We start from the raw sequence: 23,592 nt of genomic DNA on the forward strand, positions 1-23,592 counted from the left end.
CGCCTAGGCCAGCTTCACCAGCATCTTCCCCAGGTTCTCGCCCGAGAACAGCTTCAGGAAGGCGTCCGGGGCGCGCTCGACGCCGTCCTCGACCGTCTCGTTCCACTTGATCTTCCCGGCCTTGATCCACTCGCCCATGTCCTTGGCGAACTGCGGATAGAGGTCGTAGTGGTTCGAGACGATGAAGCCCTCCAGGCGCAGGCTCTTGCCCACGGCCAGGATGATGTTGGGTGGGCCTTCCGGCTTACCGGTCTCGTTATATTGCGAGATCATCCCGCACAGGGCGAAGCGGGCGAACGGCCGCGCCGAGTTGATGGCCGCCTCTAGGTGGATGCCGCCGACATTCTCGAAATAGACGTCGATGCCCTTGGGCGCGACCTTGGCCAGTTCGGCGACGACGTCGGGCGTGGCCTTGTAGTCGATGACGTGGTCGACGCCGATCGACTTCAGGAACGCGACCTTCTCGGGCCCGCCGGCCGAGCCGATCACGGTGTGGCCCTTCAGCTTGGCGATCTGGCAGACGACCGAGCCCACCGCGCCGGCGGCGGCCGAGACGAAGACCACGTCGCCGTCCTTCAGCGCCGCGACGCGCAGCAGGCCCACATAGGCGGTCATGCCGGGCATGCCGGCCACGCCCAGGAAGGCCTGGGGCGGGACGCCCTGCGTGTCGATCTTGGTGATCGCGCCCATGCCGGCGGCGGCCAGGGCCTTGGGATTGGCGTTGAACGCCTCGCGCCAGCCGAACATCGAGTTGACGACGTCGCCCGGCTTGAAGTCGGGATCATTGGAGGCCGTGACCTCGCCGATCGCGCCGCCCTGCAGGGCGTGGCCGATCTGGAAGGGCGGCACGTAGCTGGGGCGATCGTACATGCGGCCGCGCATATAGGGGTCGACCGACATCCACAGATTCCGGACCTGCACCTCGCCGTCGCCCGGCGCGGCCAGCTCGACGGTCGCCAGTTCGAAGTCCGAGGCCTTGGGCAGGCCGACGGGGCGGCTCTTCAGGCGGATCTCACGCGAGGTGGTCATGACGGTTCCTCCGACTGCTCTTGGTGAGCGTTGCTAATTTAAACGGATGTTTAGCGCGCCCTTACGGAAGTCTCCAGTGCTTCTAAGCGGTCCCGAAGCGGGGTAGACACCGCCCATGACCCAGAACCTGAAGGCAGGCGTCGTCGGCGCCGGTGTGTTCGGCGGCTATCACGCCAAGAAGTATGTCGAGCTGGAGGGGGTGACCTTGGTCGGCGTCTACGACGTCGATCTGGCGCGCGCCGAAGCGTTGGCGGGACCGCTGGGCGCCCAGGCCTTCGACGACATCGACGCTTTCCTGGCCGCCGTCGATGTGGTCACGGTCGCCGCGCCGGCTGTCCATCACGCCGCGCCGGCCCTGGCCGCGCTGAAGGCGGGCAAGCCAGTCTATTCGGAAAAGCCGATCGCCGTTTCGCCCGAGGACGCCGACAAGATGGTCGCCGCCGCCGCCAAGGCCGGCGTGCCGCTGGCCTGCGGTCACCAGGAACGCGTCGTGTTCCAGGCCATGGGCCTTCTGGACATTCCCGAACAGCCCCTGCGCCTGGAAGCCGTCCGCCGGGGCACGCCTTCGGACCGCAACCTGGACGTCTCGGTGGTGCTGGACCTGATGATCCACGACATCGATCTGGCCCTGGCCCTCTGTGACGGTCAGCCGATCACGGTGGAAGGCGAGGGGGCCATCACCCGCTCGACCTCGCTGGATTGGGTGAAAGCCGAGGCCACTTTCGACAACGGTTTTGTCGCCATCTTCGACAGCTCACGCGTGGCCGAAGCCCGCGAGCGCACCATGAAGGTCGTCTACCCTTCGGGCGAGGTCGAGATCGACTTCCTCCAGCGCACCTTCCGCAACACCACGCCGTTCCCGCTGATCGAGAACTTCACCGAAACCCCGGCCGGCAAGGACCCGCTGGGCCTGTCGGTCGCGGGTTTCCTGAAGGCGGTGCGCGGCGAGGCCCCCCGGCCGGTGGTGACCGGCGAGGAGGCCGCCCGGGCGCTGGACCTGGCCCTGGCCGTGGAGTGGGCGGCGGAAGGCTAGCGCCGCCGGCCGCCCGACACCTGCAGCAGTACCGCGATCACCGCCAGGCCGCCGCCGAGCACCGCGACCGCGCTCCAGCCGCCGTGGGTCCAGGCCGCCGCCGCCGCGGCCGAGCCGCCTGCGCCGCCTAAGAACATCGCGCCCATGAAGAGGGTGTTCAGGCGGGCGCGGGCCTGGGGCTTCAGGGCGTAGACCAGGGCCTGGTTCGACACGAGGGCGCCCTGCACGGCGAAGTCCAGCACCACGACCCCGACGAGCAGGCCGGCGACCGAGCTCCACAGGCCGAAGATCAGCCAGGCGACCAGAGTCAGGACCGCGCCCAAGGCGATGGCCAGGTGCGGCCCGCGCCTGTCGGCCAGCTGGCCGGCCAGGGGCGCGGCCATGACGCCGACCACGCCCACGATCCCGAACACGCCGGCGACGTCGGCGCCCAGGCCAAAGCGCGGCTCTTGCAGGTGCAGGGCCAGGATCGTCCAGAAGGCGGTGAAGGCGGCGAACAGATTGGCCTGGGTGAAGGCCGCCAGCCGCAGGGCGGGGTGCTCGATCCACAGCTTGCCGAGCGAGCTCAGCAGGGCGCCGTAGGAGAGGTCGCTGTCGGGCTTGCTACGCGGCAGGGTCGCGGCCATCAGCAAGCCGGCGGCCGAGGCGACGGGCGCGGCCAGCCAGAACATCGCTCGCCATCCCAGGCCCGTGGCGACAAAGCCGGCGACGGTGCGGCTGAGAAGGATGCCGCACAGCAGGCCCGACATCACGACGCCTACCGTGGCGCCGCGCTTCTCGGCCGACGCGAGGTGTGCGGCCAGCGGCACGATCTGCTGGGCGACCGTGGCGGCCATGCCCAGCAACAGCGAGGCGGCCAGCAGCCAGCCGGCGCTGGGGGCCTGGGCCGCGAGGACCAACGCGAAGGCCAGCGCCATGAACTGGCCGACGATCAGCGTCTTGCGCTCGACGCGGTCGCCCAACGGGGCCAGCAGCAGCAGGCCGGCGGCATAACCCAGCTGGGTCGCGGTGGGCACGAAGGCGGTGAGCGGGCCGGGCAGCTCGCGCTCGATCAGGCCCAACATCGGCTGGCTGTAATAGATGTTGGCGACCGCCAGCCCGGCGGCGGTCGCCATGGCGAAGGTCAGGCCCCGGCCCAATGGCGCGGCCCGGAAGGCGGCGCGGGGAAGAATGAAGGTCATGATCGGCTCCCTGGAGAGCAGCGTTCGCTCTCCGTCGGGCCGGGATGTATGGGCTATCGATTTCGCGTATAATTGGTCATATTCGATAAGTCGGCCGATCGGATTTCGATATAATGGATCTTGCGGACATAGGCGTCTTCGTCGAGGCGGCGCGGGCGGGCAGCCTGGCGGCCGCGGCCCGTCGTCTGGGTATCGCGCCAATGGCCGCCTCGCGCCGACTGGCGGCGCTGGAGGATGAGGTTGGCGCGCGGCTTGTCCACCGCACGACCCGCGCCCTGTCCCTGACCGCCGAGGGCGAGGCGTTCCTGCCCCATGCCCAGGCCATGCTGGAGGGCGAGGCGGCGGCGCGGGCGGCGATCCGGCCATCGGGCGCAGGGGCCTCGGGCATGCTGCGGGTGACAGCCTCGGCCCCGTTCGGCCGCAAGATGGTCGCGCCGATGATCCCGGCCTTCATGCGGGCCAATCCGGACCTGCAGGTCGACCTGCAGGTCACCGACGCCATCACCGACATTGTCGCCAGCGGCATCGACGTAGCCATCCGCATCGCGGTGCTACGCGACAACTCGCTGATCGCCCGCCGCCTGGATGACAACCCGCGCAAGCTCTACGCCTCGCCGGACTATGTGGCCGAGCACGGTGCGCCCAGAGTGCTGGCCGACCTGGCTGAGCACCAGTGCCTGGCGATCACCGGCGTCTCGCACTGGACCTTCATGATCGGCGACAAGCCGGTTCAGCAGCGGGTGGCCGGGCGGTTCACGGCCAGCGGGGTCGAGACTTTGCACATGGCCTGCCTGGGCGGTCTGGGAATCACCATGCTGTCGGACTGGAACATCCGCGAGGACGTCGCCGCCGGCCGGCTGGTCGAGGTCCCGCTGGCCGACGCGGTGCTGGAGTCCTGGTCGATCTGGGCCGTCTATCCCAGCGCCCGCTTGGTCCCGGCCAAGACGCGCCTGTTCATCGACGCCCTGGCCGCGCACCTGAAGGCCTAACCCTTCACGATCTGCGCCACGAAATCCACGAAGGCCCGGGTCTTGGCCGCCGGCAGGTGGCGTGACGGATAGAGGGCGTAGAGCGGGAAGGTCTCGCCGGTCCAGTCGGGGAAGAGGTCGACGAGCTCGCCGCGATCGATCAGGTCCTGGACGCCGATCGCCTTGACGCGGGCGACGCCGACGCCCGCCAGGCAGGCTCCCATCAAGGCGCCGACCTCGTTGACCGCTAGCCGGCCGCTGGTCGGTACGGTCAGGGTTTCCGCGCCGCGCCGGAAGGTCCAGGGCAGGGGCTCGCCGGTCTGGGCGTGACGCATCTGGATACAGGCGTGGGCGGCGAGGTCGGCGGGCTGGGCTGGCCGTCCCATCCGCGCCAGATAGGCCGGGGCGGCCAGGGTCGCGGTGCGGGTCTCCAAGAGCTTGCGCGACACCAGGGAAGAGGCCGGCGGCTCGCCGAAGCGGACGGCCAGGTCGAAGCCGTCGCCGATCAGGTCGCCTAGCTGGTCTCTGGCCACGAGCTCCAGCGCCAGCTCCGGATGCGCATCCAGGAAGCGCGGCAGGTGCGGCGCCAAGAGGTGGCGCGAGAAAAAGGCGTCGACATTGACCCGCAGGCGGCCGCGCACCGCCCCGGCCGCGCCCGAGGCGCCGGCGACTACGTCCTCGATGCCGCTAAGCAGAGGTCCGATCTCGGCATAGAGCCGGCGGCCTTCGTCGGTGAGGGCCAGCGAGCGGGTGGTGCGTTCGAGCAGTCGCACGCCGATCCGCTGCTCCAACCGCGCCAGGGCCCGGCTGACGCCCGACGGCGACAGGCCCAGGGCGTCGGCGGCGCGGGCAAAGCTGCCGCTTTCCACGATCGCGGCCAGCACCCCGATATTGGCGACCAGGCGTCCGTCGAAGGTCATGCGATCATCCATGATTTGATGTCATGAATGATGTGACTCAATGGCGATTAAGGCAACGCGTCTACTGGCATAGATGTCCTGGCGCGACATCGAGAAGGAGTGCGCCATGTACGTCATCACGGGGATCACCGGTCGGGTGGGCGGAGCCGCCGCCCGTCGTCTGCTGGAGGCCGGCCTGCCGGTCCGCGCCGTCGTTCGCGACGCCGCCAAAGGCGCGGCCTGGGCCGAGCGCGGCTGTAAGGTCGCGGTGGCGGCCATGGACGATGCGGCGGCCCTGATACGGGCTTTCGCGGACGCGGAGGCGGTCTTCGTCGTGCCGCCGCCGGTGTTCGATCCCGCCCCAGGCTTTCCGGAAGCGCGTGCGAACGTCGCCGCGCTGCGGGCGGCCCTCGAAGCCAGCCGGCCCGGCCGCGTGGTCTGGCTGTCGACCGTCGGCGCCCAGGCCAGGCAGCCGAACCTGCTGAGCCAGCATACCCTGATGGAGGCGGCGATCGCCGACCTGGCTCTGCCGGTGACGGTGCTGCGGCCGGCCTGGTTCATGGACAATGCCGAGTGGGACATCGCCGCCGCACGCGACGAAGGCGTGCTTCGCAGCTTCCTGGCCCCGCTGGACCGCGCCATCCCGATGGTGGCGGCGCGCGACGTCGGGGCGACGGCGGCCGAATTGCTGCGCGAGACCTGGACCGGTCATCGCCTGATCGAACTGGAAGGTCCCGCTGCGATCAGTCCGAACGACCTGGCCGCCGCCCTGGCCCGCGTGCTGGGCCGTGACGTCCGCGCAGAGGTCGTGCCGCGCGAGACCTGGGGCGGCCTGTTCCGCGCCCAGGGCATGGCCGAGCCGCTGCCGCGCATCCAGATGCTGGACGGCTTCAACGAAGGCTGGCTGACCTTCGAAGGTCAGCCGCGCCAGGGAGTGACCGCGCTGGACGCGGTCCTGCGGGGCCTCGTCTAGTCGTCGATCAGTTCGTCACGCAGGGCCCGGAGGCGGCGCTTCCGGGCCTTGCGCCGCACCAGCAGGCCGCCGGACCACGCCACCGAGCCCAGGATGGATACGAACCCGGCGGCCGGCAGTCCCCACACCGCGCGCGGCAGCCGGTGCGCCTCGAAGGCGATGGCCACGATCGCGGCCAGGAAGACCAGGCCGGCCGCCGCCATGACCAGGCCGCCCCACGAACGGCGGATGTCGGAGTCGATCTCCAGGATCTCCCAGTCCAGGGCCGAGGCCACCGAGCGATCGGCCATCGCGCCGGGCGGCCGGCGGGCGGCCAACACGACGAACAGGCCAAACAAAGAGAAGGCCAGGCCGATGGCGCCCGTGCTTCTGGAGACGGCGTCGTCGCGCGTCAGCAGGACCCAGGCGCACAGCGCCAGGGCGAAGACGCACGCGGCGATGTCGGCGGCCGCCTGGGCCGAACGCCAGAACAGGCGGCGGCGGATCCGGCGTTCGATGGCGTCGATCTCGGCGGTCGGCGCGGGCGGCGTGTCCTGCCAGGCGTCGGACCATTCGTTCCAGGGATCCTGGCTCATCAGCCCTTCTCCATTTCGAGCTTGAGGGCAGCCTTGGCGCGTGTCAGGCGGATCGAGACCGTGTTGGCGTTGACGCCCAGCACCTCGGCGATCTCGGCCGGGGTGAAGCCTTCCAGGGTCTGGACGGTCACCTGGCGCAGGGGCAGCGGCAGGCGGCGCACGGCAGCCATCAGGCGCTCGTGCCGGTCGCGCTGCTCCAGGGTGTCGAGCGGTGAGGGCGCGCCGCTGGGCAGGGCCTCGTCCAGCACGGCCGAGCGCGGCCGCGAGGCCTGGCGGGCTACGTGGTCGACGGCGCGGTTGTGGGCGATGCGGGCCGCGAAGGTGCGCAGCGAGGCGTCGCCGCGCCAGTTTGGCAGGGCCTTCCAGACCGCCAGCAGGATCTCCTGGTTCAGCTCTTCGCGCAAAGCCGGGTCGGCCTCATAGGCCGCGGCGACGCGGGCCAGCATGGGGCCGTGATCCTGAACGACGGTCCGGAAGGTCGGTGGCGACGACAACGGTGATCAGGCCCTCTGGAAGACCGCGCGCACCCGGCCCCAGATCTGGCGGCGGGCCTGGAACGCGCTGACGCCCAAGATGGCCGCCGTGCTCCACATGACGCCTTCCAGCGCCAGGGCGCCGAACGCGGCCATGGCGATCAGCACCTTACGCTCGACATGCATCGCCACCGCGATCCCGAACGCGATCCAGGTCGCCAGGCTCAGGGCGAACAGGCCTATCGGCAGCATCCACTTCAACTTCATCGCGCGATCCTCGCTTCTTGATACGAGGCCCTAGTCGGGGCGCGGCGAAGTTTCTTTCAGACTTTTTTACAGGCTCACCTGCGTGCCCAGTTCGACCACCCGGCCCGGAGGCAGGTGGAAGAAGGTCGTCGGGTCGGCGGCGTTGCGGGTCAGGAAGGTGAACAGCTTGCGCTTCCAGGCCGGCAGGGCGTCGTTGGCCGTCGACGGCACGATGGTGCGGCGGCTGACGAAGAACGAGGTGCTCATGATGTCGAACTTCAGGCCCTGCTTGCGGCAGGCGGCCAGGGCCTTCGGGATGTTCGGACTTTCCATATAGCCGTAGCGCAGGGTGACCAGCGAGAAGCGGTCGTCCAGGGTCTGAGTCTCGATCCGCTCGGCCTCGGGGACGTAGGGGCGGGTCTCGTTGACCACCTTCAGCAGCACGTTGCGCTCGTGCAGCACCTTGAAGTGCTTGAGGCTGTGCATCAGAGCCGGCGGGGTGGTGTTCGGATCCGAGGTCAGGAACACGGCCGTGCCGGCCGTCGAGCCGGCCGTCGAGCCGGCCGGGCGGCGCAGGATCATCTCGCGGAAATCGCCGAACGGCAGGCCGTCCTTGCTGAGCTTGAGTCGCAGGCGCTCGGTGGCGCTGACGAAGATCGACATCAAGAGGCACAGGCCCGCGCCCAGGGCCAGCGGGGCCCAGCCGCCGGTCAGAACCTTGAGCAGGTTGGCGGTGAAGAAGGTCAGGTCCAGGGCGAACAGCGGCACGATCAAAGCGAGAGCCGTGACCAGGCGCCATTTCCAGACGTGGCGCACGACGATGTAGGCCAGCAGGGTGGTGACCACCATCGTGCCAGTCACCGAGATGCCGTAGGCATGGGCCAGGGCCGAGGACGAGCGGAACGACAGCACCACCAGCACGACGCCGACGAACAGCAGCCAGTTGATCGGCGCGACATAGATCTGGCCGGCCTCGGTCGATGAGGTGATCTTGATGTCCATGCGGGGCAGCAGGCCCAGCTGGATCGCCTGCTGGGTCAGCGAGAAGGCGCCGGTGATTACCGCCTGGCTGGCGATGACGGTGGCGACGCCGGAGAACAGGACCAGGCCCAGGCGCCACTGGTGCGGGGCCATCAGGAAGAACCAGTCGGCGTTGGGCAGGGCGGTTCCGGAGGCCTCGGCGACGGCCAGGGCCTTGGACGCCAGGGCCGCCTGGCCGAAATAGTTCAGGGCCAGCATCGGCAGGGCCAGGCCGAACCACGACATCTGGATCGGGCCGCGACCGAAGTGGCCCATGTCGGCGGTCAGGGCCTCGGCTCCGGTCACGGTCAGGAACACCGCGCCCATCACCAGGAAGCCGGTCAGGCCGTGGTGGGTCAGGAAATAGATGGCGTAGGTCGGCGAGATCGCGCCCAGCACGCTGGGGTCGTCCTTGATGTGCCAGACGCCCAGGGCGCCCAGGCACAGGAACCAGCAGACCATGATCGGGCCGAAGATGCCGGCCACCTTGGCCGTGCCCTTGGCCTGGAAGCTGAACAGGCCGGCCAGGATGACCAGGCTGACGACGATGACTTCCTGCGTGCCGAACCAGTGCTCGAAGCCCTTCACCGACTTCAAGCCCTCGACCGCCGACAGCACCGAGACCGCCGGGGTGATGACGCCGTCGCCGTAGAACAGGGCAGCCCCGATGGCGCCCAGGGCGAAGATCAGGCCGGTGCGGCCCGCCGCGCCCTGCTGAGCCAGGGCCATCAGCGACAGCACCCCGCCTTCGCCCTTGTTGGAGGCGCGCATCAGGAACAGGACGTACTTGACCGTCACGACCAGGATCAGCGCCCATAGCGCCAGGGATAGCACGCCCATGATCTCGGGACGGACCAGGCCGTCGCGGGCGGCCTCGGCCAACGCATCGCGGAAGGCGTAGAGGGGGCTGGTGCCGATGTCGCCGAACACGACGCCCACGCTGCCCAGCGCCAACGGCCAGAAACGCGACGCCGCGTGGCCGTGGTGGGAAGCTTGAGTTGTCGGGGTGGTGAGGTCGGACGCGGCGAGGGGGTCTTTACCCGCCATGCAAGCACGAGGCTCCAAAGCGCCGGTTCGCGACCGGCGGCCGGCGCTTTACGCCCGTCGCTGCGTCGCAGCAATCGAAAAAGGCAGAACGGCGGTTGGCAGTCTCGAAAGCGTGATCAGCGCGGGCGCGATCTCTAGTCGTCCAGGTCGAACGGCAGCTCGTCCTGGTCGCTGGCGGTCTCGCGGCGAGCCTTGGAGACGGGCTTGTATTCCGGTTCCGGCGCGGGGCGCAGGGGCGGCAGGTCGCCGTCCTCTTCGTCCCAAGGCGGATCGTCGAACATGTCGGGCTCGACTGGGCGCGCCTTGGCCGGAGCGGAAGAAGAGGAGGGCGCGGGCGCTGGGACCGGCGTGGTCGGACGCGAGATCGGCCGGGCCGCGGCGGCGCGCGGGACGTCGTCGAACGACGAGCGGCGCGGCAGTGGCGGCGGGGTGTCGGGCAGGGGCGGGGGCGGCGCCTGGAAGTCGTCGTCCTCGTCCTCGAACATGTCGTCGTCGAAGTCGTCGACCATCGGGGCGGGAGGCGGCGGCGCGGGCGCGGGGCGGACGGCGACCGTCGCCGGCGCGGCAGCGGGCTTTTCCGGACGCGGCGGCAGGGGACGGCGGACGATGGCTTCGCAACGGGCCAGCCAGCGGTTGGCCTCCTGCACCAGCTCGCCGGGCGAGGCGGTCTCGCGGCGCTGCTCGTCGCCAGGCGCCCACAGGTCCAGGGTGAAGTCGGGATGGCGCGGATCGTCGAAGATCAGGCGCAGGGTGACCCGTTCGGCCTGGGGCGCGACGTGGTCGATGGCCCGGCGGCCTTCGCCCCGGAAGACGCGGCCCATCACCTGGCCGTCGACCAGCAGCTCGGCGCCCATCATCTCGTCCAGCCGGTAGACCAGGCACCAGGCGCCCCGGTCCCAGGCCACGGCCAGCAGGTTGGTAGCGAACGAGAAGCCCGCGCCACGACCCCGGCCACGCGCGACGATCAGGCCTTCCGGCTCGCTCTTCAGCACGTTGCGCAGGGCGCGCCGGATGCGGCGGTCCTCGTCGCCGTACCAGATGGCCAGGCTGCCGAGGAACGTCACCGCCGTACCGGCGATGGCGACGAACAGCAGGAGGCGGGCAAGCTCGCTCATAATGAAGCTCAGGCTAGCGAGAGTCGCGGATCGCCGACAGGCGGCGCCTAGAGCCTGTCCGTTTCTGATGGAAATCAGAAACGGATAAATAGGCTCTATCTCTATCATCTAGAGCATGGCGGGCGCCGAAACCGCACACACTTTCGGCTGCCATGCTCTAGTCGCGGAAGTGGCCGACGACCGGCACGTGGTCGGAGGGCTTTTCCTTGTCGCGCTCGTCGCGGTGGATGACCACGGCTTCCAGGCGGTCGACGGCCTGGGGCGAGCACAGCAGGTGGTCGATGCGGATCCCCAGGTTCCGTGGCCAGGCGCCGGCCTGGTAGTCCCAGAAGGTGTAGCCGCCTGGCGCGCCGTCGACCTGCATGTAGGCATCGGTGAAGCCCAGGTTCTTCAGCGCCCGGAACGCGCCGCGGCTCTCGGGCTGGAACAGGGCGTCGCCCAGCCAGGCTTCGGGATTGGCGACGTCTTCGGCCTCGGGGATGACGTTGTAGTCGCCCAAGATCACCAGCGGCTCCTCGAAGGCGAGCAGGCTCTGGGCATGGGCTTGCAGCCGGCGCATCCAGGCCAGCTTGTAGTCGAACTTCTCGGTCCCGATCGGATTGCCGTTGGGCAGGTAGATGCCGACCACCCGGAACGGCGTCGGCGCGTTGATCACCGCCTCGACATAGCGCGACTGCTCGTCGACCTCGTCCTGCGACAGGAAGGGCAGGCCCTTGCGCACGTCGTCCAGCGGGAACTTCGACAGCAGGGCGACGCCGTTATAGGTCTTCTGGCCGTGGACGACGACGTTGTAGCCCAGCCGTTCAAAGGCTTCGGTCGGGAACTTCTCGTCGACGCATTTGATCTCCTGGAGCACCGCGACATCGGGGGCCTCCGATTCGAACCAGGCCAGCACGCCTTCCAGGCGAGCGTTGATCGAATTGACGTTCCAGGTGGCTATACGCATTGACGGCTCCAGACAGCGGCGGGAGGCTAGAGCCCATGACGGGTGTGCTCAAGTCGGGCAAACGATCGATCGACAAGAGACAGGTCCTGCTGATGGTCCTGGCCACCGGCGCATGCGTGGCTCTGGCCGTGCTGGGCGGCATCCTGGCGATCTTCACGCCGCTGGTCTTCGATCGCTCAGGCAACCTGACGAACCCCGTCGCCTGGCTGGGTTTCGTGTTCGCCGCCTCGTTCTGGGTGGTGTGCCTGCTGGCCCCGCTGGCCGGCTGGATCCTGTGGCGCAAGAACGAGACGACCCTGTCCTGGGCCGCCATGGCCGCGCCGCTGGCCTGGGGCGCGGTGGCGCTGACCTTGCTGCAGTTCGTGCCGACCTAGCACCCGAGGCAAAATATCGTTGCCTTCCTCGCCCTTGTGGCGAGGACCCATGGCGCCGTTAGGCTGGGAGAAGCCGGATGGGCTCAGCCAGCATGGTCGTGTTCAAAGCCAGCTGAACGCTGGGTCCTCGCCACAAAGGCGAGGAAGGCAATGTTTTTGAACATCGCAAAAATTTCAGAGTTCTCAGATCGAGAAGCTGACGCCGCAGCCGCAGCTGGACTTGGCGTTCGGGTTGCGGACGCGGAACTCGGCGCCGGCCAGTTCGTCGACGAAGTCGATCTCCGAGCCCTTCAGCAGGGCCAGGGAGACGACGTCGACCAGGGCCACGGCGTCGTCGCGCTCGATCTTCAGGTCGTCGTCCTCGACGGTGTCGACCAGGTCGAAGCGGTACTGGAAGCCCGAGCAGCCGCCGCCGTCGACGGCGACGCGCAGCATGAGGGGGCGGCCTTCGCTAGCAGCGATGGTCTTGATCCGACGAGCGGCGTTTTCGGAAAGCGTTAAGTCTACTTGGGTCATGGCTGTGGAAAAGTCACCTTCGGCCTATATGAGGGTGACGCGGCCTCTACGGAAGGGGTCAAATGGTCAAACGCGATAAAGGCGGTTCATGTCCTCGACCCCGTACTTCGTCCCCCGCGCGCCCTATGCCGAGGATCCCTTCAAGTCGAAGGGCCGCCGGTTCCAGGAGGACGAAAGCCGCACCCGCACGCCGTTCGCGCGCGACCGCGACCGTATCATCCATACCTCGGCCTTCCGCCGTCTGAAGGAAAAGACCCAGGTCTTCGTCGCGCACGAGGGTGACAACTTCCGCACCCGCCTGACACACTCGCTGGAAGTGGCGCAGGTGGCGCGATCGCTGGCCACGGCCTTGGGTCTGGACAGCGACCTGGCCGAGACCATCGCCCTGGGTCACGACCTGGGCCATCCGCCGTTCGGCCACGCCGGCGAGGACGAGCTCGAGATCCAGATGCGCGACTACGGCGGCTTCGACCACAACGTGCAGACGTTCCGAGTCGTGACCGAGCTGGAGCACCGCTATCCGGATTTCCTGGGCCTGAACCTCACCTGGGAGACCCTGGAAGGGATCATCAAGCACAACGGCCCGGTGACCAACAAACTGGGCAAGCCGTCCTGGAAGGCCATCCAGAAGTACGACAACGAGTACGAGCTGGGCCTGAACACCTGGGCGTCGGCCGAGGCGCAGGTCGCGGCCCTGGCCGATGACATCGCCTACAACAACCACGACGTCGATGACGGCGTCACCGCGGGCCTCTTCACCCTGGACGAGCTGCTGGACGTGCCGCTGATCGGCCCGATCCTGTTCGCCGTGAAGAGCGAGCGTCCCGACCTCGACCCGCGCCTGACCCACCTGGAAGCCGTCCGCCGCATGATCGGCGCGATGATCGACGACGTGATGGGCGAGACCCTGCAGCGCGCCGCCGCTACCGGCGTGGGCTCGGCCGACGACGTCCGCGCCCTGGACCACGCCCTGGTCGCCTTCTCGCCGGACATGGCCGAGGATCTGGCCCGCCTGCGCGCCTTCCTTTACGAGCGCATGTACCGCCACTGGCGCGTCAACCGCACCCGCAGCCAGGCCCGCCGTATTCTGGGCGAAATGTTCGCGCTATTCCTGAGGGAGCCGGAGGTCCTGCCGACCGTCTGGTTCGCCAAGTCGCAGAACCGCGACGAAGCCGGTCGAGCCCGCGTGGTGTGCGATTACATCGCAGGCATGACCGACCGCTTCGCGATAGAAGAGCACCGTAAGCTGTTCCACCTCGACGTCTGGAACTAGGCCGTAAGGCTCAAGACTCGGAACGGGGACGCGAGCGGCTTGAAGTCTGCCACCTGAGCGGGGCGGACGCTTCTGAGACGCGCCCCCGGAGGGTAACCTAGGGTCGCGCGCGTCTGATTCGATGCGTTCGATCCGTGCGCCCCTTGTTCTAGGGCCGAGTATGCTGGAGCCTATCTGAGATGTCCGATCCGCACCGCGGGGCCTATACGCCGCCCACCGACGCGCCGCTGTCGTTCGACGCGCGTCAGCCCGTGCGCGGTGCGCGCCCGCTGCCCATGACCCTGATCATCAGCGCGGTGGTGCTGGTGACCCTGGTGGCCGCCGTGATGATGATCTATCGCAACGGCATCCGGAATCCGAACGAGCCGCCGCAGGCCGTGGGGACCGAGGTCGCCCAGATGAAAACCCCGCCGCCGGCCGGCAGCCAGCCGCAGGACCCCGCCGCGGGCCTGCAGATCTATCACAACGAGGACCCGCAGCCGTCGGCGACCTTCGCCGCGCCGCCGGAGACGCCTCAGGCCCGTCCGGCCGCGCCGCTGCCGACCGCGCCGGTCCAGACCGCCGCCCTGCCGCCGGCCAAGCCCGCGCCGACTGTCACGCAGCCGGCGACCCCGGCCGCCAAGCCGGCTCCGACCATCGAGTCCCTGGCCACCGCCGCCGCCCAGCGGCCGGTCGCCGCCGCGCCCAAGCCCGTCCAGGTCGCCACCACGACGCCGGCTCCCAAGCCGGTCGCGACCGCCTCGGGCCCGGCCTCGGTGCAGATCGGCGCGTTGTCCTCGCCCGCCCTGGCCGACAAGGCCTGGACTGAAGCCACGCGCCTGGCCCCCGGCCTGGCCGCCGGCAAGGGCAAGAAGGTCGAGGCGATCGACAAGAACGGCGCCACCCTCTACCGCACCTCGGTCACGGGCTTTGCCTCGCGCGAAGCGGCCAAGGCGTTCTGCGAGGCCATCTCGGCCTCGGGCAAGTCCTGCTTCGTCAAATGAGCCTCTTGATGGGCGCCTCGTCCTCCGCCGCCATCCTCGGCTGCGCCGGGACCACCCTGACGGCCGAAGAGGTCGCGCTCTTTCGGGACGTGAAGCCGTGGGGCTTCATCCTGTTCAAGCGCAACATCGCCGATCCCAACCAGGTGCGCGCCCTGACGGCGGCCCTGCGCGAGACGGTCGGCCGGCCTGACGCGCCCATCCTGATCGACCAGGAGGGCGGCCGCGTCGCCCGCCTGCAACCGCCGCACTGGCGCATTTATCCGCCAGGCCGCGCCTATGGCCAGCTGGTCGCCAACGATCCGCTGGTCGCGCGCGAGATCACGCGCCTGGGCTCGCGCCTGATCGCCCATGACCTGCTCAGCCTCGGCATCAATGTCGACTGCGTGCCGGTGCTGGACGTGCCCGACCCCAAGGGTCACGAGATCATCGGCGACCGCGCCTATGGCGACACGCCCGAGCAGGTGGCGACCCTGGGCCGCGCCGCCGCAGAAGGCCTGCTGGCCGGCGGCGTCCTGCCGATCATCAAGCACATCCCCGGCCACGGCCGCGCCATGAGCGACAGCCACCTGGAGCTGCCGGTGGTGAAGGCCAAGCTGGACGAGCTGGACAAGCGCGACTTCGCGCCGTTCCGGGTGCTGTCGGACATGCCGATGGCGATGACGGCTCACGTCGTCTACACGGCCATCGACCGCAAGAACCCGGCCACCACGTCCAAGAAGGCCATCAAGAAAATCATCCGCGAGTCGATCGGCTTCGACGGCCTCTTGATGAGCGATGACCTGTCGATGAAGGCGCTGAGCGGCGACTTCAAGCAACGCGCCAAGGACAGCCTGTCGGCCGGCTGCGACGTCGTCCTGCACTGCAACGGCGACATGGGCGAGATGAAGGCCGTGATGTCGGGCGTCGGCAAGCTGGGCAAAGAGGCCCGCCGCCGCGCCCAGGTCGTCATGGGCCGCCTGGTCAAGGTTCCCGAGCCCTTCGACGTGGCCGAGGCCCGCGCCCGCTTCGACGCGGCGTTTGACGGCAAGTACGCTTGAACACGGGCTTCCAGCCCACTTTCGACTTTGCCGCCGCCGATGAAGCGGCCGAAGACGGCGCGGCGCTGGTCATCGACATCGACGGCTATGAAGGCCCGCTGCACGTGCTGCTCGCGCTGGCCCGCAGCCAGAAGGTCGACCTGCTGCAGCTGTCGATCACCAAGCTGGCCGAGCAGTACCTGGCCTTCGTCCAGCAGGCTCGCCGCGTGCGGTTCTCGCTGGCCGCCGACTATCTGGTGATGGCCGCCTGGCTGGCCTATCTGAAGTCCCGCCTGCTGCTGCCCAAGCCCGAACGCGCCAAGGCCGAGGAGCCGCCCGCCGAGGAGATGGCCGCCCAGCTGGCCTTCCGCCTGGCCAAGCTGGACGTCATGCGCAAGGCCGTCGAGGCTCTCAAGGAGCGCCCGATCCTCAAGCAGGACGTCTTCATGCGCGGCGACCCCGAAGCGGTCAAGATCGTCTCCTCGACCCGGCTGGAGGGCGACCTCTACGGCTTGATGAGCGCCTATATCGAGCAGCGCAAGCGCGAGCACAGCCGCCACTACGCCCCACGCCCGCCCACGGCCTATCCGCTGGAAGACGCCCGCGACCGCCTGCGCAGCCTGCTGCCCAAGATGGAGGACTGGACGGTCCTCTCCACCATCGCCCCGATCGAGAAGGCGCTGGAGGACGATGACGGCCCCACGCCCGCCTCGTACCTGGCCTCGACCCTGTCGGCCTCGCTGGAACTGGTGAAGGAAGGCATCCTGGAGGCGCGCCAGCTGGAGCACTTCAAGGACATCTACTTGCGGACGAGAGCGGAGCCTTTGGAGGTGATGGAATGAGCCTTTCCCCATCTCCGATCTCCCCGGCGAAAGCAGGGGCCCAGATCGAACCCACGAGCGTTCGACAGGCTGCAAACGCGTATCTCGGATCATCCCAAACCGCTCAGGCTGGATCTGGGCCCCGGCTTTCGCCGGGGAAATCGGTTATGGGGTTTGAATGACCGTCGAGCTGGAACCTCTCTTCGTCGAGCGCTGCATCGAGGCCCTGCTGTTCGCGGCGGCCGAGCCGCTCAGCGATGTCGACCTGGCCAAGCGCCTGCCAGCAGGCGCGGACATCGCTACCGGCCTGGCGGGTCTTCGGACGCGCTACGAGGGCAGGGGGATCGAGCTGGTCGAGGTCGCTGGGCGCTGGCGCTTCCAGACCGCCAATGACCTGTCGTTCCTGATGACGGAAGAGCGCGAGGAGCCGCGCCGCCTGTCCAAGGCCGCCCAGGAGACCCTGGCCATCGTCGCCTATCACCAGCCGGTGACCCGGGCCGAGATCGAGGCCGTGCGCGGCGTCCAGGCCAGCCGGGGGACGATTGACGTCCTGCTGGAGCTGGGCCTGATCCGCATGCGCGGCCGTCGGCGCACGCCGGGCCGGCCGGTGACGTTCGGGACGACGGATGTGTTCCTGGAACACTACGGCCTGGCCAATCTGGGCGACCTGCCGGGCATTGCCGAGATGAAGGCCGCGGGCCTCCTGGAAATGAACCTTCCGCCGGGCTTCTCGGTGCCCGATCCGCTGGGCCTGCGCCCGAACGAGGATGAGGATCCGCTGGAGTTGGACGACGGCGAGCAGGTGGAATTCGCCCAGGACTTCCTGGGCGAGCCGGAAAAGGCTGACTAGGCGAAGATGTTCGCCACCAGGCCCTTCTGATCCTTTTTCTCGGGATCGTTCTGGACCTCCTGCTTGACCATCTCCTTGAGCTTGTCCTCGATCTTCTTGCGCTCTTCGGGCTTCATGGCCTTGAGCTGCTCTTCGGTCACGCCCAGCTTGGCCAGCATCATGGCCCGCATCTTCTGCGCGGGCGTCATCGCCTGGAACTTCATGAACTCTTCGCGGGGCGAGGTCTCGCCCAGCGGCGCGTTGGACGACGAGGCGCTCAGGCCGCTGTAGAGGCCGGCATAGGGCGAGGAAGAACCAATCGAGGAAATCGACATGACAATGCACTCCCGAACACAAGGGGTGCGACATTCTGGCAAGAAGCGCGCCAGTTACGCTTAGCTATGCTTTTCAAAGGCTTGTGGCGTAAGGGTTCAGTGAAGGCTTGGCCAGGCGGTCAACTTGACCGAGCAGAACTTGCCGGGGCTCACGCGACCTATCGCCTCGCGGGCGAACGATGGTCTGCGGCCCCGCGAGCGCCTATATTGTCCGGCATGTTGTAACGACGCGTCACAGCGGCTACAGGGCGCTTGTCGCAAGGAGTCTCGGTTATGGGAAGTTTCGGTCCTATCCACTGGATCATCGTCGCCATCGTGGTGCTGCTGCTGTTCGGCGGCCGCGGCAAGCTGTCGGGCATCATGGGTGACGCGGCCAAGGGCATTAAGGCGTTCAAGGAAGGCCTGAAGGACGACGACACGAGCAGTGAAGTGGCCGACAACAAGGCCAAGGGCGCCCTGCCGCGCACCGAGCAGGAAGCCGAAGAGCTTCGCAAGTCGTAAGGCTTTAGGGCGCGCGGGGAGGGGCTCTCCGCGCGCGACGATCCAACCTCGCGGGGAGCAGTTCAGCTCCACCGTTCTAAGGCGCGTCCATGCTTCCTGATATCGGCGGCACAGAACTCCTTGTCATCGCCGCCGTCGCCCTGATCGTGGTCGGCCCCAAGGACCTGCCCGTTCTCCTGCGCAAGCTCGGCCAGTTCGTCGGGCGCATGCGCGGCATGGCTTCGGAATTCCGGGCCAGCTTCGACGAAATGGCCCGTCAGTCCGAGCTGGACGAGCTGCGCCGCGAAGTGCAGGCCATGCGCTCGGGCCAGTTCACCAATCCGGTACAGGACACCGGCGTGGACCAGGTGTTCGCCGACATCGACGCCTCGCTGTCCAGCGGCGCGACCCAGATGCATCCCTATGCCGGGGGCGAGATCCACAATCCGGCCCTGACGACAGACAATTCGATCCTGCCGCCGGCCGAGCCGGGCGTGGAGATCGTCGAGAAGCCCAAGCGCGCGCCGCGCAAGAAGGCTGTCGCGGCCGCCGAGCCGGCCGTCGCCGAACCTGCAAAGGCGCCGCGCAAGAAGACGGCCGTCGCCGCGAAGAAAGACATTACCGTCGAAGCTCCCAAGGCCGTTCGCGCGCCGCGTAAGCGCGCCGCCAAGGCCGGCGGCTCGACCGCTTCGGACATCGTCTCGTGAACGACAAAGCCATCGGATACGACGCCGAGGACGAGATCGAGTCCTCTCGCGCACCGCTGCTGGACCATCTGGTCGAGCTGCGCACCCGCCTGATCATCTGCGTCGGCGCCATCGCCGTGGCGTTCGGCGTCTGCTTTGCGTTCGTCAAGCCGATCTTCCTGTTCCTGGTTCGCCCGTTCACGGTGGCCGAGGGGCTGAAGGCCATGCAGGACGCCGGCGGCCATCACGGCTCGTTCGACCTGATCCTGGCGCTGATTGGCGTGAAGAAGGTCCCGGCCGCCTCGCTGGCCCAGATCACCCTGCAGGCCACCGCGCCGCTGGAGCAGTTCTTCACCAACATCAAGCTGGCGGCGTTCGGGGCCATCATCCTGGCCTTCCCGATCATCGCCTGGCAGCTGTACCGCTTCGTTGCGCCGGGCCTGTACAAGAAGGAGCGCAACGCGTTCCTGCCGTTCCTGATCGCCTCGCCGGTGCTGTTCCTGATGGGCGCGTCGCTGGTCTATTACGTGATGCTGCCGTTCGTGCTGTGGTTCTCGCTGAGCCAGCAGATCGTCGGCGACGGCGTGAAGGTGGTGTTGCAGACGCGGGTGTCGGAATATCTGACCCTGGTCACGACCCTGCTGCTGGCTTTTGGCCTCAGCTTCCAGCTGCCGGTGGTGCTGTCGCTGGGCGGCCTGGCGGGCCTAGTCACCTCGCAGATGCTGCGCGCCGGTCGTCGCTACGCCATCGTCGCCGTCTTCGTCGTGGCGGCTGTCGTCACCCCGCCGGACCCGATCAGCCAGATCACCTTGGCCGTGCCGCTGTGCCTGCTCTACGAGATCTCGATCTGGTGCGTGTGGCTGATCGAACGCCGCCGCAAGCGGGAAGACGACGAGGAAGCCGGCACGGACATCGTTTCGGTTTAGTCCGGATACGAAGAGGGCCCCGCTGCTTAAGCCGCGGAGCCCTCCGTTTTCCACTCAGATAAGCGAGTGAAACCTAGGCGGCGGCGCCCATGCGCGCCTGCAGTTGAGCCTTGGCGGCGCGGACGGTGTCGGTCACGCAGGCCTGGTAGCTGATGGCGCTGAAGTTCGGCTGGGCCTTGCAGACCGTGGCCGCGGCGGCGCGGATTTCCTGGTGGATCTGGTCGCGGGTCTTGCCCTTCAGCGAGATGCGGACGACCGAGACGGTTTCGTTGGCGAAGGCCTTGCCCGAGTCACGGGCGCGCAGCAGCGAGGCCAGCTGGCGGTGAGCGCTGGTGGTGGCGCCTTCGATGCAGTCCTGGGCGTTCAGCTTCGAGGTGTCGGCGCAGACGGTCGCGGCGGCGGCCTTGATTTCGTTTTCGATCTGAACCGAGTTCTTGCCGGCGATCGAGACGCGGACTTCGTTCGAGGCGGTCTTGGCGCCGGCCGGAGCGGCGATGGCGGCGGCGATGGCGAGGGCGGCGAAAGCGGCGAACGTCTTCATGGTGTTTCTTGTTCCTAATGAATGATCGGGAGGGCCGGGGAGGGCCGCTGAAAAAGGACGCGTACTGAACTTGGCGCGGCTTTTCGGGCATCGGGATTAAGCCGTCATGACAAAGTGCGGCTAATTTCCGTTAACAGTTGGATGGTTCGTGCGGATTGGTGCGAAAACGGGGAAAGAATGGCTTTTTGGGCCTGCGTCATGCGGTCGCACGTGTCCCGAAATCGGGTTTTCGCGCAATGGCGCCCAGGTTTCGCCGCCGCCCGGCCGGATCACGAAGCCGTTGAGAGCCGGGCAGGCCACCCGGAAAGCTTGGCGCCCCCGCCGACGCGCCTTAGAGAGGGCGTTTCTCCTGCCTCTTCCGAGCTAGCGTTCGATGCACGACATCAAGGCCATCCGCGACAATCCCGAAACGTTCGACCTGCATTGGTCGGGCAAGGGCCGGTCGGGCGCGGCCGCTGAAGCGGTCAAGCTGGACGCCCAGCTGCGCGCCGCCCAGACCGCCCTGCAGGAAGCGCAAGCCAAGCGCAACGAGAGCTCCAAGCTGATCGGCCAGGCCAAGGCCAAGAAGGATGAGGCCGAGGCTTCGCGCCTGATGGCCGAGGTCGAGGCGCTGAAGGGCGTCATGGCGACCGCCGCCGAAGAGGAAGCCATCGTCGGTGGCAAGCTGAAGGAGCTGCTCGCCTCGCTGCCCAATGTCCCCGCCTCGGAAGTTCCCGTGGGCGAGGATGAGAGCGGTAACGTCGAGCAGCGCGTCTGGGGCGACGCCAAGGCCCTGCCGGCCGGCAAGCTGAACGCCCCCAAGGATCACGTCGACCTGGGCCACGCCCTGGGCGGCATGGACTTCGAGGCCGCCGCCCGCATGAGCGGCGCGCGCTTCGTGGTCCTCAAGAGCCAAATCGCCCGCCTGGAGCGTGCGATCGGCCAGTTCATGCTGGACCTACAAACGGTCGAGCACGGCTACACCGAGGTGAGCCCGCCGCTGCTGGTGAAGGACGAAGCACTGTTCGGCACTGGCCAGCTGCCGAAATTCGAGGATGACTTGTTCCTGGCCACCTCCACTCATCTGCCATCTGAAAGCGGAAAGGTGGGGGGGATTGGAATTTACTATCCCAGCGTCGAGGCCGCCGAGGTTCTTGAAAGAGACAATGGGCGCTTGTGGATCGTTCCTGCCGAGGGATCGGTGGGCCGGTTCACGCAAAGCCGTCGCTGGCTGATCCCCACCGCCGAGGTCTCGCTGACCAACATCGTCCGCGAACAGCTGGTGGCCGAGGAAGAGCTGCCGATGCGCCTGACGGCCCTGACGCCCAGCTTCCGCGCCGAGGCCGGTTCGGCCGGTCGCGACACGCGCGGCATGATCCGCCAGCACCAGTTCTACAAGGTCGAGCTGGTCTCGATCACCACGCCCGACCAGTCGGAAGCCGAGCACCAGCGCATGGTCGAGTGCGCCGAGGCCGTGCTGAAGAAACTGGAGCTGCCGTTCCGCACCATGCTGCTGTGCACGGGCGACATGGGCTTTGGCGCCAAGAAGACCTACGACCTCGAAGTCTGGCTGCCGTCGCAGAACATGTACCGCGAGATCAGCTCGTGCTCGAACTGCGGCGACTTCCAGGCGCGCCGCATGGAAGCCCGCTACCGCAAGACCGGCGAGAAGGGCGGCCACTTCGTGCACACCCTGAACGGCTCGGGCCTGGCCGTCGGCCGCACCCTGGTGGCCGTGCTGGAGAACTATCAGGACGAGGCCGGCCGCATCCACATCCCGGCCGTGCTGCAGCCCTATATGGGCGGCGTCACCCACATCGGAGGCGATGCGTGAGGATCCTCCTCACCAACGACGACGGCATCAACGCGCCGGGCCTGAAGGCCCTGGAGACGATCGCTCGCGCCCTGACCGACGACGTCTGGATCTGCGCGCCGGAATACGAGCAGTCGGGCGCCAGCCGGGCCCTGACGCTGTCGGACCCGATCCGCGTGCGCAAGCTGGACGACCGTCGCTTCGCCGTCGAGGGCACGCCGACAGACTGCGTGATGATGGCCGTGCAGCAGCTGATCGACGGCCCCGCGCCGGACCTGGTGCTGTCGGGCGTCAATCGCGGCCAGAACCTGGCCGAGGATGTCACCCTGTCGGGCACCGTCGCCGGCGCCATCGAGGGCATGGCCCACGGCATCCGCTCGATCGCCCTGTCGCAGACCATGACCTTCTTCCATGACGAGGTCGTCGCCCACTGGGAGACCGCCGAGCACTTCGGTCCCGGCATCGTCCAGCGCCTGCTGGAGGTGGGTTGGCCAGGCGACGTGGTCATGAACGTCAACTTCCCGGCCTTGCCGATCGAAGAGGTCACGGCGGTCGAGGTGACCCGTCAGGGCTTCCGCGACGGCCTGCTGCGCAACATGGAAAAGCGCACCGACCTGCGCGGCCGCGACTATTACTGGATGGGCTTCTCGGCCAAGGCGTCGCAGCCGGCCGAGGGCACTGACCTGCGCGCCATCTATGAAGGCCGCATCTCGGTCACGCCGCTGCACATCGACCTGACGCATCACGAGAGTGTCCACAAACTGAAGGGCGTCCTGGGCGGCGCTCCGCCGAAACTCAAGGCGGAAGCATGAGCGGACGGACGACCAAGGCCGCCGAGAACGCCAAGGCCGACCTGCCGCGCCTGATGCAGGCCCTGCGCGACCAGGGGGTGACCGACCAGCAGGTGCTGAAGGCCATCGAGACCACGCCGCGCGACCTGTTCACGCCGGACCTGTTCAAGGACCGCTCGTGGGAGGACTCGGCCCTGCCGATCGCCTGCGGCCAGACGATCAGCCAGCCCTATATCGTCGGCCTGATGACCCAGGCCCTGACCGTCGAGCCGCGCTCGCGCGTGCTGGAGATCGGCACGGGATCGGGCTACCAGACCACCATCCTCAGCAAGGTCTCGCGCCTCGTCTATACGATCGAGCGCTATCGGACCCTGATGAAGGAGGCCGAGAGCCGCTTCAACACCCTGGGCTTGACCAACGTCATCACCAAATTCGGCGACGGCGGTGAAGGTTGGGCCGAACAGGCGCCGTTCGACCGTATTATGGTCACGGCTGCGGCCGAAGATGATCCCAAGCGGCTGCTTTCGCAGCTGAAGCCCAACGGCGTGCTGGTCGCGCCGGTGGGGAAGGGGCCTGTGCAGAGCCTTCGCCGCTACGCCGGCGACGGCAAGGGGGGCTTCCGGGTAGAGATCCTGTGCGACGTGCGCTTCGTGCCGCTGCTGGCGGGCGTCGCCAAGGATCAGTGAGTTTGGAGGTCGCGGCATCCGCGGCCTTCGGTGTTAAA

Annotated in this window: 27 protein-coding genes; 15 read left to right on the forward strand and 12 right to left on the reverse strand. The window is 68.0% G+C overall.

All coding sequences use genetic code 11. The features are described from left to right. Positions 1–3: 3 nt before the first annotated feature. The gene (locus J7528_RS00920; protein WP_291870417.1) at positions 4–1,029 is read right to left on the reverse strand and encodes an NADP-dependent oxidoreductase; all 1,026 of its coding nucleotides are present in this window, start codon (positions 1,027–1,029) and stop codon (positions 4–6) included. A 115-nt stretch (positions 1,030–1,144) separates the two neighbouring features. Between J7528_RS00920 and J7528_RS00925 the strand changes: the two genes are divergently transcribed. Further along, positions 1,145–2,062, forward strand: a complete 918-nt coding sequence (locus tag J7528_RS00925; protein ID WP_291870419.1) for a Gfo/Idh/MocA family oxidoreductase — start codon at positions 1,145–1,147, stop codon at positions 2,060–2,062. Here the strand turns inward: J7528_RS00925 and J7528_RS00930 are convergent. Continuing rightward, positions 2,059–3,243: an MFS transporter gene (locus tag J7528_RS00930; RefSeq protein WP_291870421.1), complete on the reverse strand. Its 1,185-nt coding sequence runs from the start codon at positions 3,241–3,243 to the stop codon at positions 2,059–2,061. The genes J7528_RS00925 and J7528_RS00930 overlap by 4 nt on opposite strands. 113 nt (positions 3,244–3,356) lie before the next feature. On the opposite strand from J7528_RS00930, the gene J7528_RS00935 reads away from it, so the two are divergent. Further along, complete coding sequence (locus J7528_RS00935; RefSeq protein WP_291870423.1) at positions 3,357–4,232, forward strand: LysR family transcriptional regulator; 876 nt, start codon at positions 3,357–3,359, stop codon at positions 4,230–4,232. On the opposite strand, the gene J7528_RS00940 is transcribed toward J7528_RS00935, so the two are convergent. Further along, complete coding sequence (locus J7528_RS00940) at positions 4,229–5,131, reverse strand: LysR family transcriptional regulator (protein ID WP_291870425.1); 903 nt, start codon at positions 5,129–5,131, stop codon at positions 4,229–4,231. The genes J7528_RS00935 and J7528_RS00940 overlap by 4 nt on opposite strands. 73 nt (positions 5,132–5,204) lie before the next feature. Between J7528_RS00940 and J7528_RS00945 the strand changes: the two genes are divergently transcribed. After that, a complete protein-coding gene (locus J7528_RS00945) occupies positions 5,205–6,083 on the forward strand; it encodes an NAD(P)H-binding protein (protein WP_291870427.1) in 879 nt (292 codons plus the stop codon). Here the strand turns inward: J7528_RS00945 and J7528_RS00950 are convergent. From J7528_RS00950 to xth, 6 genes are all read right to left on the reverse strand, one after another. Then, on the reverse strand, positions 6,080–6,658 hold the full coding sequence (locus J7528_RS00950) for a hypothetical protein (protein ID WP_291870429.1): 579 nt from the start codon (positions 6,656–6,658) through the stop codon (positions 6,080–6,082). The genes J7528_RS00945 and J7528_RS00950 overlap by 4 nt on opposite strands. Continuing rightward, a complete protein-coding gene (locus J7528_RS00955) occupies positions 6,658–7,152 on the reverse strand; it encodes a sigma-70 family RNA polymerase sigma factor (protein WP_291870431.1) in 495 nt (164 codons plus the stop codon). The genes J7528_RS00950 and J7528_RS00955 overlap by 1 nt, the downstream gene beginning before the upstream one ends. 6 nt (positions 7,153–7,158) lie before the next feature. Next, complete coding sequence (locus J7528_RS00960; protein ID WP_291870433.1) at positions 7,159–7,398, reverse strand: hypothetical protein; 240 nt, start codon at positions 7,396–7,398, stop codon at positions 7,159–7,161. A 66-nt stretch (positions 7,399–7,464) separates the two neighbouring features. Further along, a complete protein-coding gene (locus J7528_RS00965) occupies positions 7,465–9,444 on the reverse strand; it encodes a potassium transporter Kup (protein ID WP_291870435.1) in 1,980 nt (659 codons plus the stop codon). A gap of 134 nt (positions 9,445–9,578) precedes the next feature. Then, on the reverse strand, positions 9,579–10,559 hold the full coding sequence (locus J7528_RS00970; RefSeq protein WP_291870437.1) for a hypothetical protein: 981 nt from the start codon (positions 10,557–10,559) through the stop codon (positions 9,579–9,581). Between the two features lie 157 nt (positions 10,560–10,716). Beyond that, a complete protein-coding gene (xth, locus tag J7528_RS00975) occupies positions 10,717–11,505 on the reverse strand; it encodes an exodeoxyribonuclease III (RefSeq protein ID WP_291870440.1) in 789 nt (262 codons plus the stop codon). A 35-nt stretch (positions 11,506–11,540) separates the two neighbouring features. Here xth and J7528_RS00980 point away from each other — a divergent pair, with 35 nt between their 5' ends. Next, the gene (locus J7528_RS00980) at positions 11,541–11,879 is read left to right on the forward strand and encodes a hypothetical protein (protein ID WP_291870441.1); all 339 of its coding nucleotides are present in this window, start codon (positions 11,541–11,543) and stop codon (positions 11,877–11,879) included. 183 nt (positions 11,880–12,062) lie between these two features. On the opposite strand, the gene erpA is transcribed toward J7528_RS00980, so the two are convergent. Continuing rightward, complete coding sequence (gene erpA, locus J7528_RS00985; protein WP_291870443.1) at positions 12,063–12,395, reverse strand: iron-sulfur cluster insertion protein ErpA; 333 nt, start codon at positions 12,393–12,395, stop codon at positions 12,063–12,065. Positions 12,396–12,483: 88 nt separating this feature from the next. Between erpA and J7528_RS00990 the strand changes: the two genes are divergently transcribed. The 5 genes from J7528_RS00990 (at position 12,484) to scpB (ending at position 17,338) form a co-directional block, all read left to right on the forward strand. After that, entirely contained in the window at positions 12,484–13,668 is a 1,185-nt protein-coding gene (locus J7528_RS00990; RefSeq protein WP_291870445.1) for a deoxyguanosinetriphosphate triphosphohydrolase, read from the forward strand. A gap of 179 nt (positions 13,669–13,847) precedes the next feature. Continuing rightward, a complete protein-coding gene (locus J7528_RS00995) occupies positions 13,848–14,651 on the forward strand; it encodes an SPOR domain-containing protein (RefSeq protein ID WP_291870446.1) in 804 nt (267 codons plus the stop codon). Then, complete coding sequence (gene nagZ, locus J7528_RS01000) at positions 14,648–15,688, forward strand: beta-N-acetylhexosaminidase (RefSeq protein ID WP_291870448.1); 1,041 nt, start codon at positions 14,648–14,650, stop codon at positions 15,686–15,688. The genes J7528_RS00995 and nagZ overlap by 4 nt, the downstream gene beginning before the upstream one ends. Continuing rightward, on the forward strand, positions 15,685–16,509 hold the full coding sequence (locus tag J7528_RS01005) for a ScpA family protein (protein ID WP_291870450.1): 825 nt from the start codon (positions 15,685–15,687) through the stop codon (positions 16,507–16,509). Before nagZ ends, J7528_RS01005 begins: the two co-directional genes overlap by 4 nt. A 157-nt stretch (positions 16,510–16,666) precedes the next feature. Further along, the gene (scpB, locus tag J7528_RS01010; RefSeq protein ID WP_291870452.1) at positions 16,667–17,338 is read left to right on the forward strand and encodes an SMC-Scp complex subunit ScpB; all 672 of its coding nucleotides are present in this window, start codon (positions 16,667–16,669) and stop codon (positions 17,336–17,338) included. On the opposite strand, the gene J7528_RS01015 is transcribed toward scpB, so the two are convergent. Then, on the reverse strand, positions 17,335–17,652 hold the full coding sequence (locus J7528_RS01015) for a hypothetical protein (RefSeq protein WP_291870455.1): 318 nt from the start codon (positions 17,650–17,652) through the stop codon (positions 17,335–17,337). The two genes, scpB and J7528_RS01015, sit on opposite strands and share 4 nt — an antisense overlap. Positions 17,653–17,925: 273 nt before the next feature. On the opposite strand from J7528_RS01015, the gene J7528_RS01020 reads away from it, so the two are divergent. From J7528_RS01020 to tatC, 3 genes are all read left to right on the forward strand, one after another. Continuing rightward, a complete protein-coding gene (locus J7528_RS01020) occupies positions 17,926–18,153 on the forward strand; it encodes a twin-arginine translocase TatA/TatE family subunit (protein WP_291870457.1) in 228 nt (75 codons plus the stop codon). Between the two features lie 89 nt (positions 18,154–18,242). Continuing rightward, positions 18,243–18,839 carry a Sec-independent protein translocase protein TatB gene (tatB, locus tag J7528_RS01025; protein WP_291870459.1) on the forward strand — a complete coding sequence of 199 codons (597 nt, stop codon included), beginning with the start codon at positions 18,243–18,245 and terminating at the stop codon, positions 18,837–18,839. Further along, positions 18,836–19,744 carry a twin-arginine translocase subunit TatC gene (tatC, locus tag J7528_RS01030; protein ID WP_291870461.1) on the forward strand — a complete coding sequence of 303 codons (909 nt, stop codon included), beginning with the start codon at positions 18,836–18,838 and terminating at the stop codon, positions 19,742–19,744. Before tatB ends, tatC begins: the two co-directional genes overlap by 4 nt. Positions 19,745–19,817: 73 nt before the next feature. Here the strand turns inward: tatC and J7528_RS01035 are convergent, their stop codons facing one another. Then, positions 19,818–20,285, reverse strand: coding sequence for a hypothetical protein (locus tag J7528_RS01035; protein WP_291870463.1), 468 nt, complete (start codon positions 20,283–20,285; stop codon positions 19,818–19,820). Between the two features lie 373 nt (positions 20,286–20,658). On the opposite strand from J7528_RS01035, the gene serS reads away from it, so the two are divergent. Genes serS through J7528_RS01050 form a run of 3 tightly spaced genes read left to right on the forward strand, consistent with a single transcriptional unit; the run spans position 20,659 to position 23,554 of the window. Further along, positions 20,659–22,098 carry a serine--tRNA ligase gene (gene serS / locus J7528_RS01040; protein ID WP_291870465.1) on the forward strand — a complete coding sequence of 480 codons (1,440 nt, stop codon included), beginning with the start codon at positions 20,659–20,661 and terminating at the stop codon, positions 22,096–22,098. Next, a complete protein-coding gene (gene surE / locus J7528_RS01045) occupies positions 22,095–22,889 on the forward strand; it encodes a 5'/3'-nucleotidase SurE (protein ID WP_291870467.1) in 795 nt (264 codons plus the stop codon). The genes serS and surE overlap by 4 nt, the downstream gene beginning before the upstream one ends. Next, a complete protein-coding gene (locus J7528_RS01050) occupies positions 22,886–23,554 on the forward strand; it encodes a protein-L-isoaspartate(D-aspartate) O-methyltransferase (RefSeq protein WP_291870469.1) in 669 nt (222 codons plus the stop codon). The genes surE and J7528_RS01050 overlap by 4 nt, the downstream gene beginning before the upstream one ends. Positions 23,555–23,592: the final 38 nt, after the last annotated feature.

Source organism: Caulobacter sp. (genome assembly GCF_017744445.1).
Taxonomy (GTDB): domain Bacteria; phylum Pseudomonadota; class Alphaproteobacteria; order Caulobacterales; family Caulobacteraceae; genus Caulobacter.

What these genes read in the sequence shown, in the direction of transcription:
- J7528_RS00920 (WP_291870417.1), bottom strand. Translation starts at nt 1,029, where the DNA reads ATGACCACCTCGCGTGAGATCCGCCTGAAGAGCCGCCCCGTCGGCCTG.
- J7528_RS00925 (WP_291870419.1), top strand. Translation starts at nt 1,145, where the DNA reads ATGACCCAGAACCTGAAGGCAGGCGTCGTCGGCGCCGGTGTGTTCGGC.
- J7528_RS00930 (WP_291870421.1), bottom strand. Translation starts at nt 3,243, where the DNA reads ATGACCTTCATTCTTCCCCGCGCCGCCTTCCGGGCCGCGCCATTGGGC.
- J7528_RS00935 (WP_291870423.1), top strand. Translation starts at nt 3,357, where the DNA reads ATGGATCTTGCGGACATAGGCGTCTTCGTCGAGGCGGCGCGGGCGGGC.
- J7528_RS00940 (WP_291870425.1), bottom strand. Translation starts at nt 5,131, where the DNA reads ATGACCTTCGACGGACGCCTGGTCGCCAATATCGGGGTGCTGGCCGCG.
- J7528_RS00945 (WP_291870427.1), top strand. Translation starts at nt 5,205, where the DNA reads ATGTCCTGGCGCGACATCGAGAAGGAGTGCGCCATGTACGTCATCACG.
- J7528_RS00950 (WP_291870429.1), bottom strand. Translation starts at nt 6,658, where the DNA reads ATGAGCCAGGATCCCTGGAACGAATGGTCCGACGCCTGGCAGGACACG.
- J7528_RS00960 (WP_291870433.1), bottom strand. Translation starts at nt 7,398, where the DNA reads ATGAAGTTGAAGTGGATGCTGCCGATAGGCCTGTTCGCCCTGAGCCTG.
- J7528_RS00965 (WP_291870435.1), bottom strand. Translation starts at nt 9,444, where the DNA reads ATGGCGGGTAAAGACCCCCTCGCCGCGTCCGACCTCACCACCCCGACA.
- J7528_RS00970 (WP_291870437.1), bottom strand. Translation starts at nt 10,559, where the DNA reads ATGAGCGAGCTTGCCCGCCTCCTGCTGTTCGTCGCCATCGCCGGTACG.
- xth (WP_291870440.1), bottom strand. Translation starts at nt 11,505, where the DNA reads ATGCGTATAGCCACCTGGAACGTCAATTCGATCAACGCTCGCCTGGAA.
- J7528_RS00980 (WP_291870441.1), top strand. Translation starts at nt 11,541, where the DNA reads ATGACGGGTGTGCTCAAGTCGGGCAAACGATCGATCGACAAGAGACAG.
- erpA (WP_291870443.1), bottom strand. Translation starts at nt 12,395, where the DNA reads ATGACCCAAGTAGACTTAACGCTTTCCGAAAACGCCGCTCGTCGGATC.
- J7528_RS00990 (WP_291870445.1), top strand. Translation starts at nt 12,484, where the DNA reads ATGTCCTCGACCCCGTACTTCGTCCCCCGCGCGCCCTATGCCGAGGAT.
- J7528_RS00995 (WP_291870446.1), top strand. Translation starts at nt 13,848, where the DNA reads ATGTCCGATCCGCACCGCGGGGCCTATACGCCGCCCACCGACGCGCCG.
- nagZ (WP_291870448.1), top strand. Translation starts at nt 14,648, where the DNA reads ATGAGCCTCTTGATGGGCGCCTCGTCCTCCGCCGCCATCCTCGGCTGC.
- scpB (WP_291870452.1), top strand. Translation starts at nt 16,667, where the DNA reads ATGACCGTCGAGCTGGAACCTCTCTTCGTCGAGCGCTGCATCGAGGCC.
- J7528_RS01015 (WP_291870455.1), bottom strand. Translation starts at nt 17,652, where the DNA reads ATGTCGATTTCCTCGATTGGTTCTTCCTCGCCCTATGCCGGCCTCTAC.
- J7528_RS01020 (WP_291870457.1), top strand. Translation starts at nt 17,926, where the DNA reads ATGGGAAGTTTCGGTCCTATCCACTGGATCATCGTCGCCATCGTGGTG.
- tatB (WP_291870459.1), top strand. Translation starts at nt 18,243, where the DNA reads ATGCTTCCTGATATCGGCGGCACAGAACTCCTTGTCATCGCCGCCGTC.
- J7528_RS01035 (WP_291870463.1), bottom strand. Translation starts at nt 20,285, where the DNA reads ATGAAGACGTTCGCCGCTTTCGCCGCCCTCGCCATCGCCGCCGCCATC.
- serS (WP_291870465.1), top strand. Translation starts at nt 20,659, where the DNA reads ATGCACGACATCAAGGCCATCCGCGACAATCCCGAAACGTTCGACCTG.
- J7528_RS01050 (WP_291870469.1), top strand. Translation starts at nt 22,886, where the DNA reads ATGAGCGGACGGACGACCAAGGCCGCCGAGAACGCCAAGGCCGACCTG.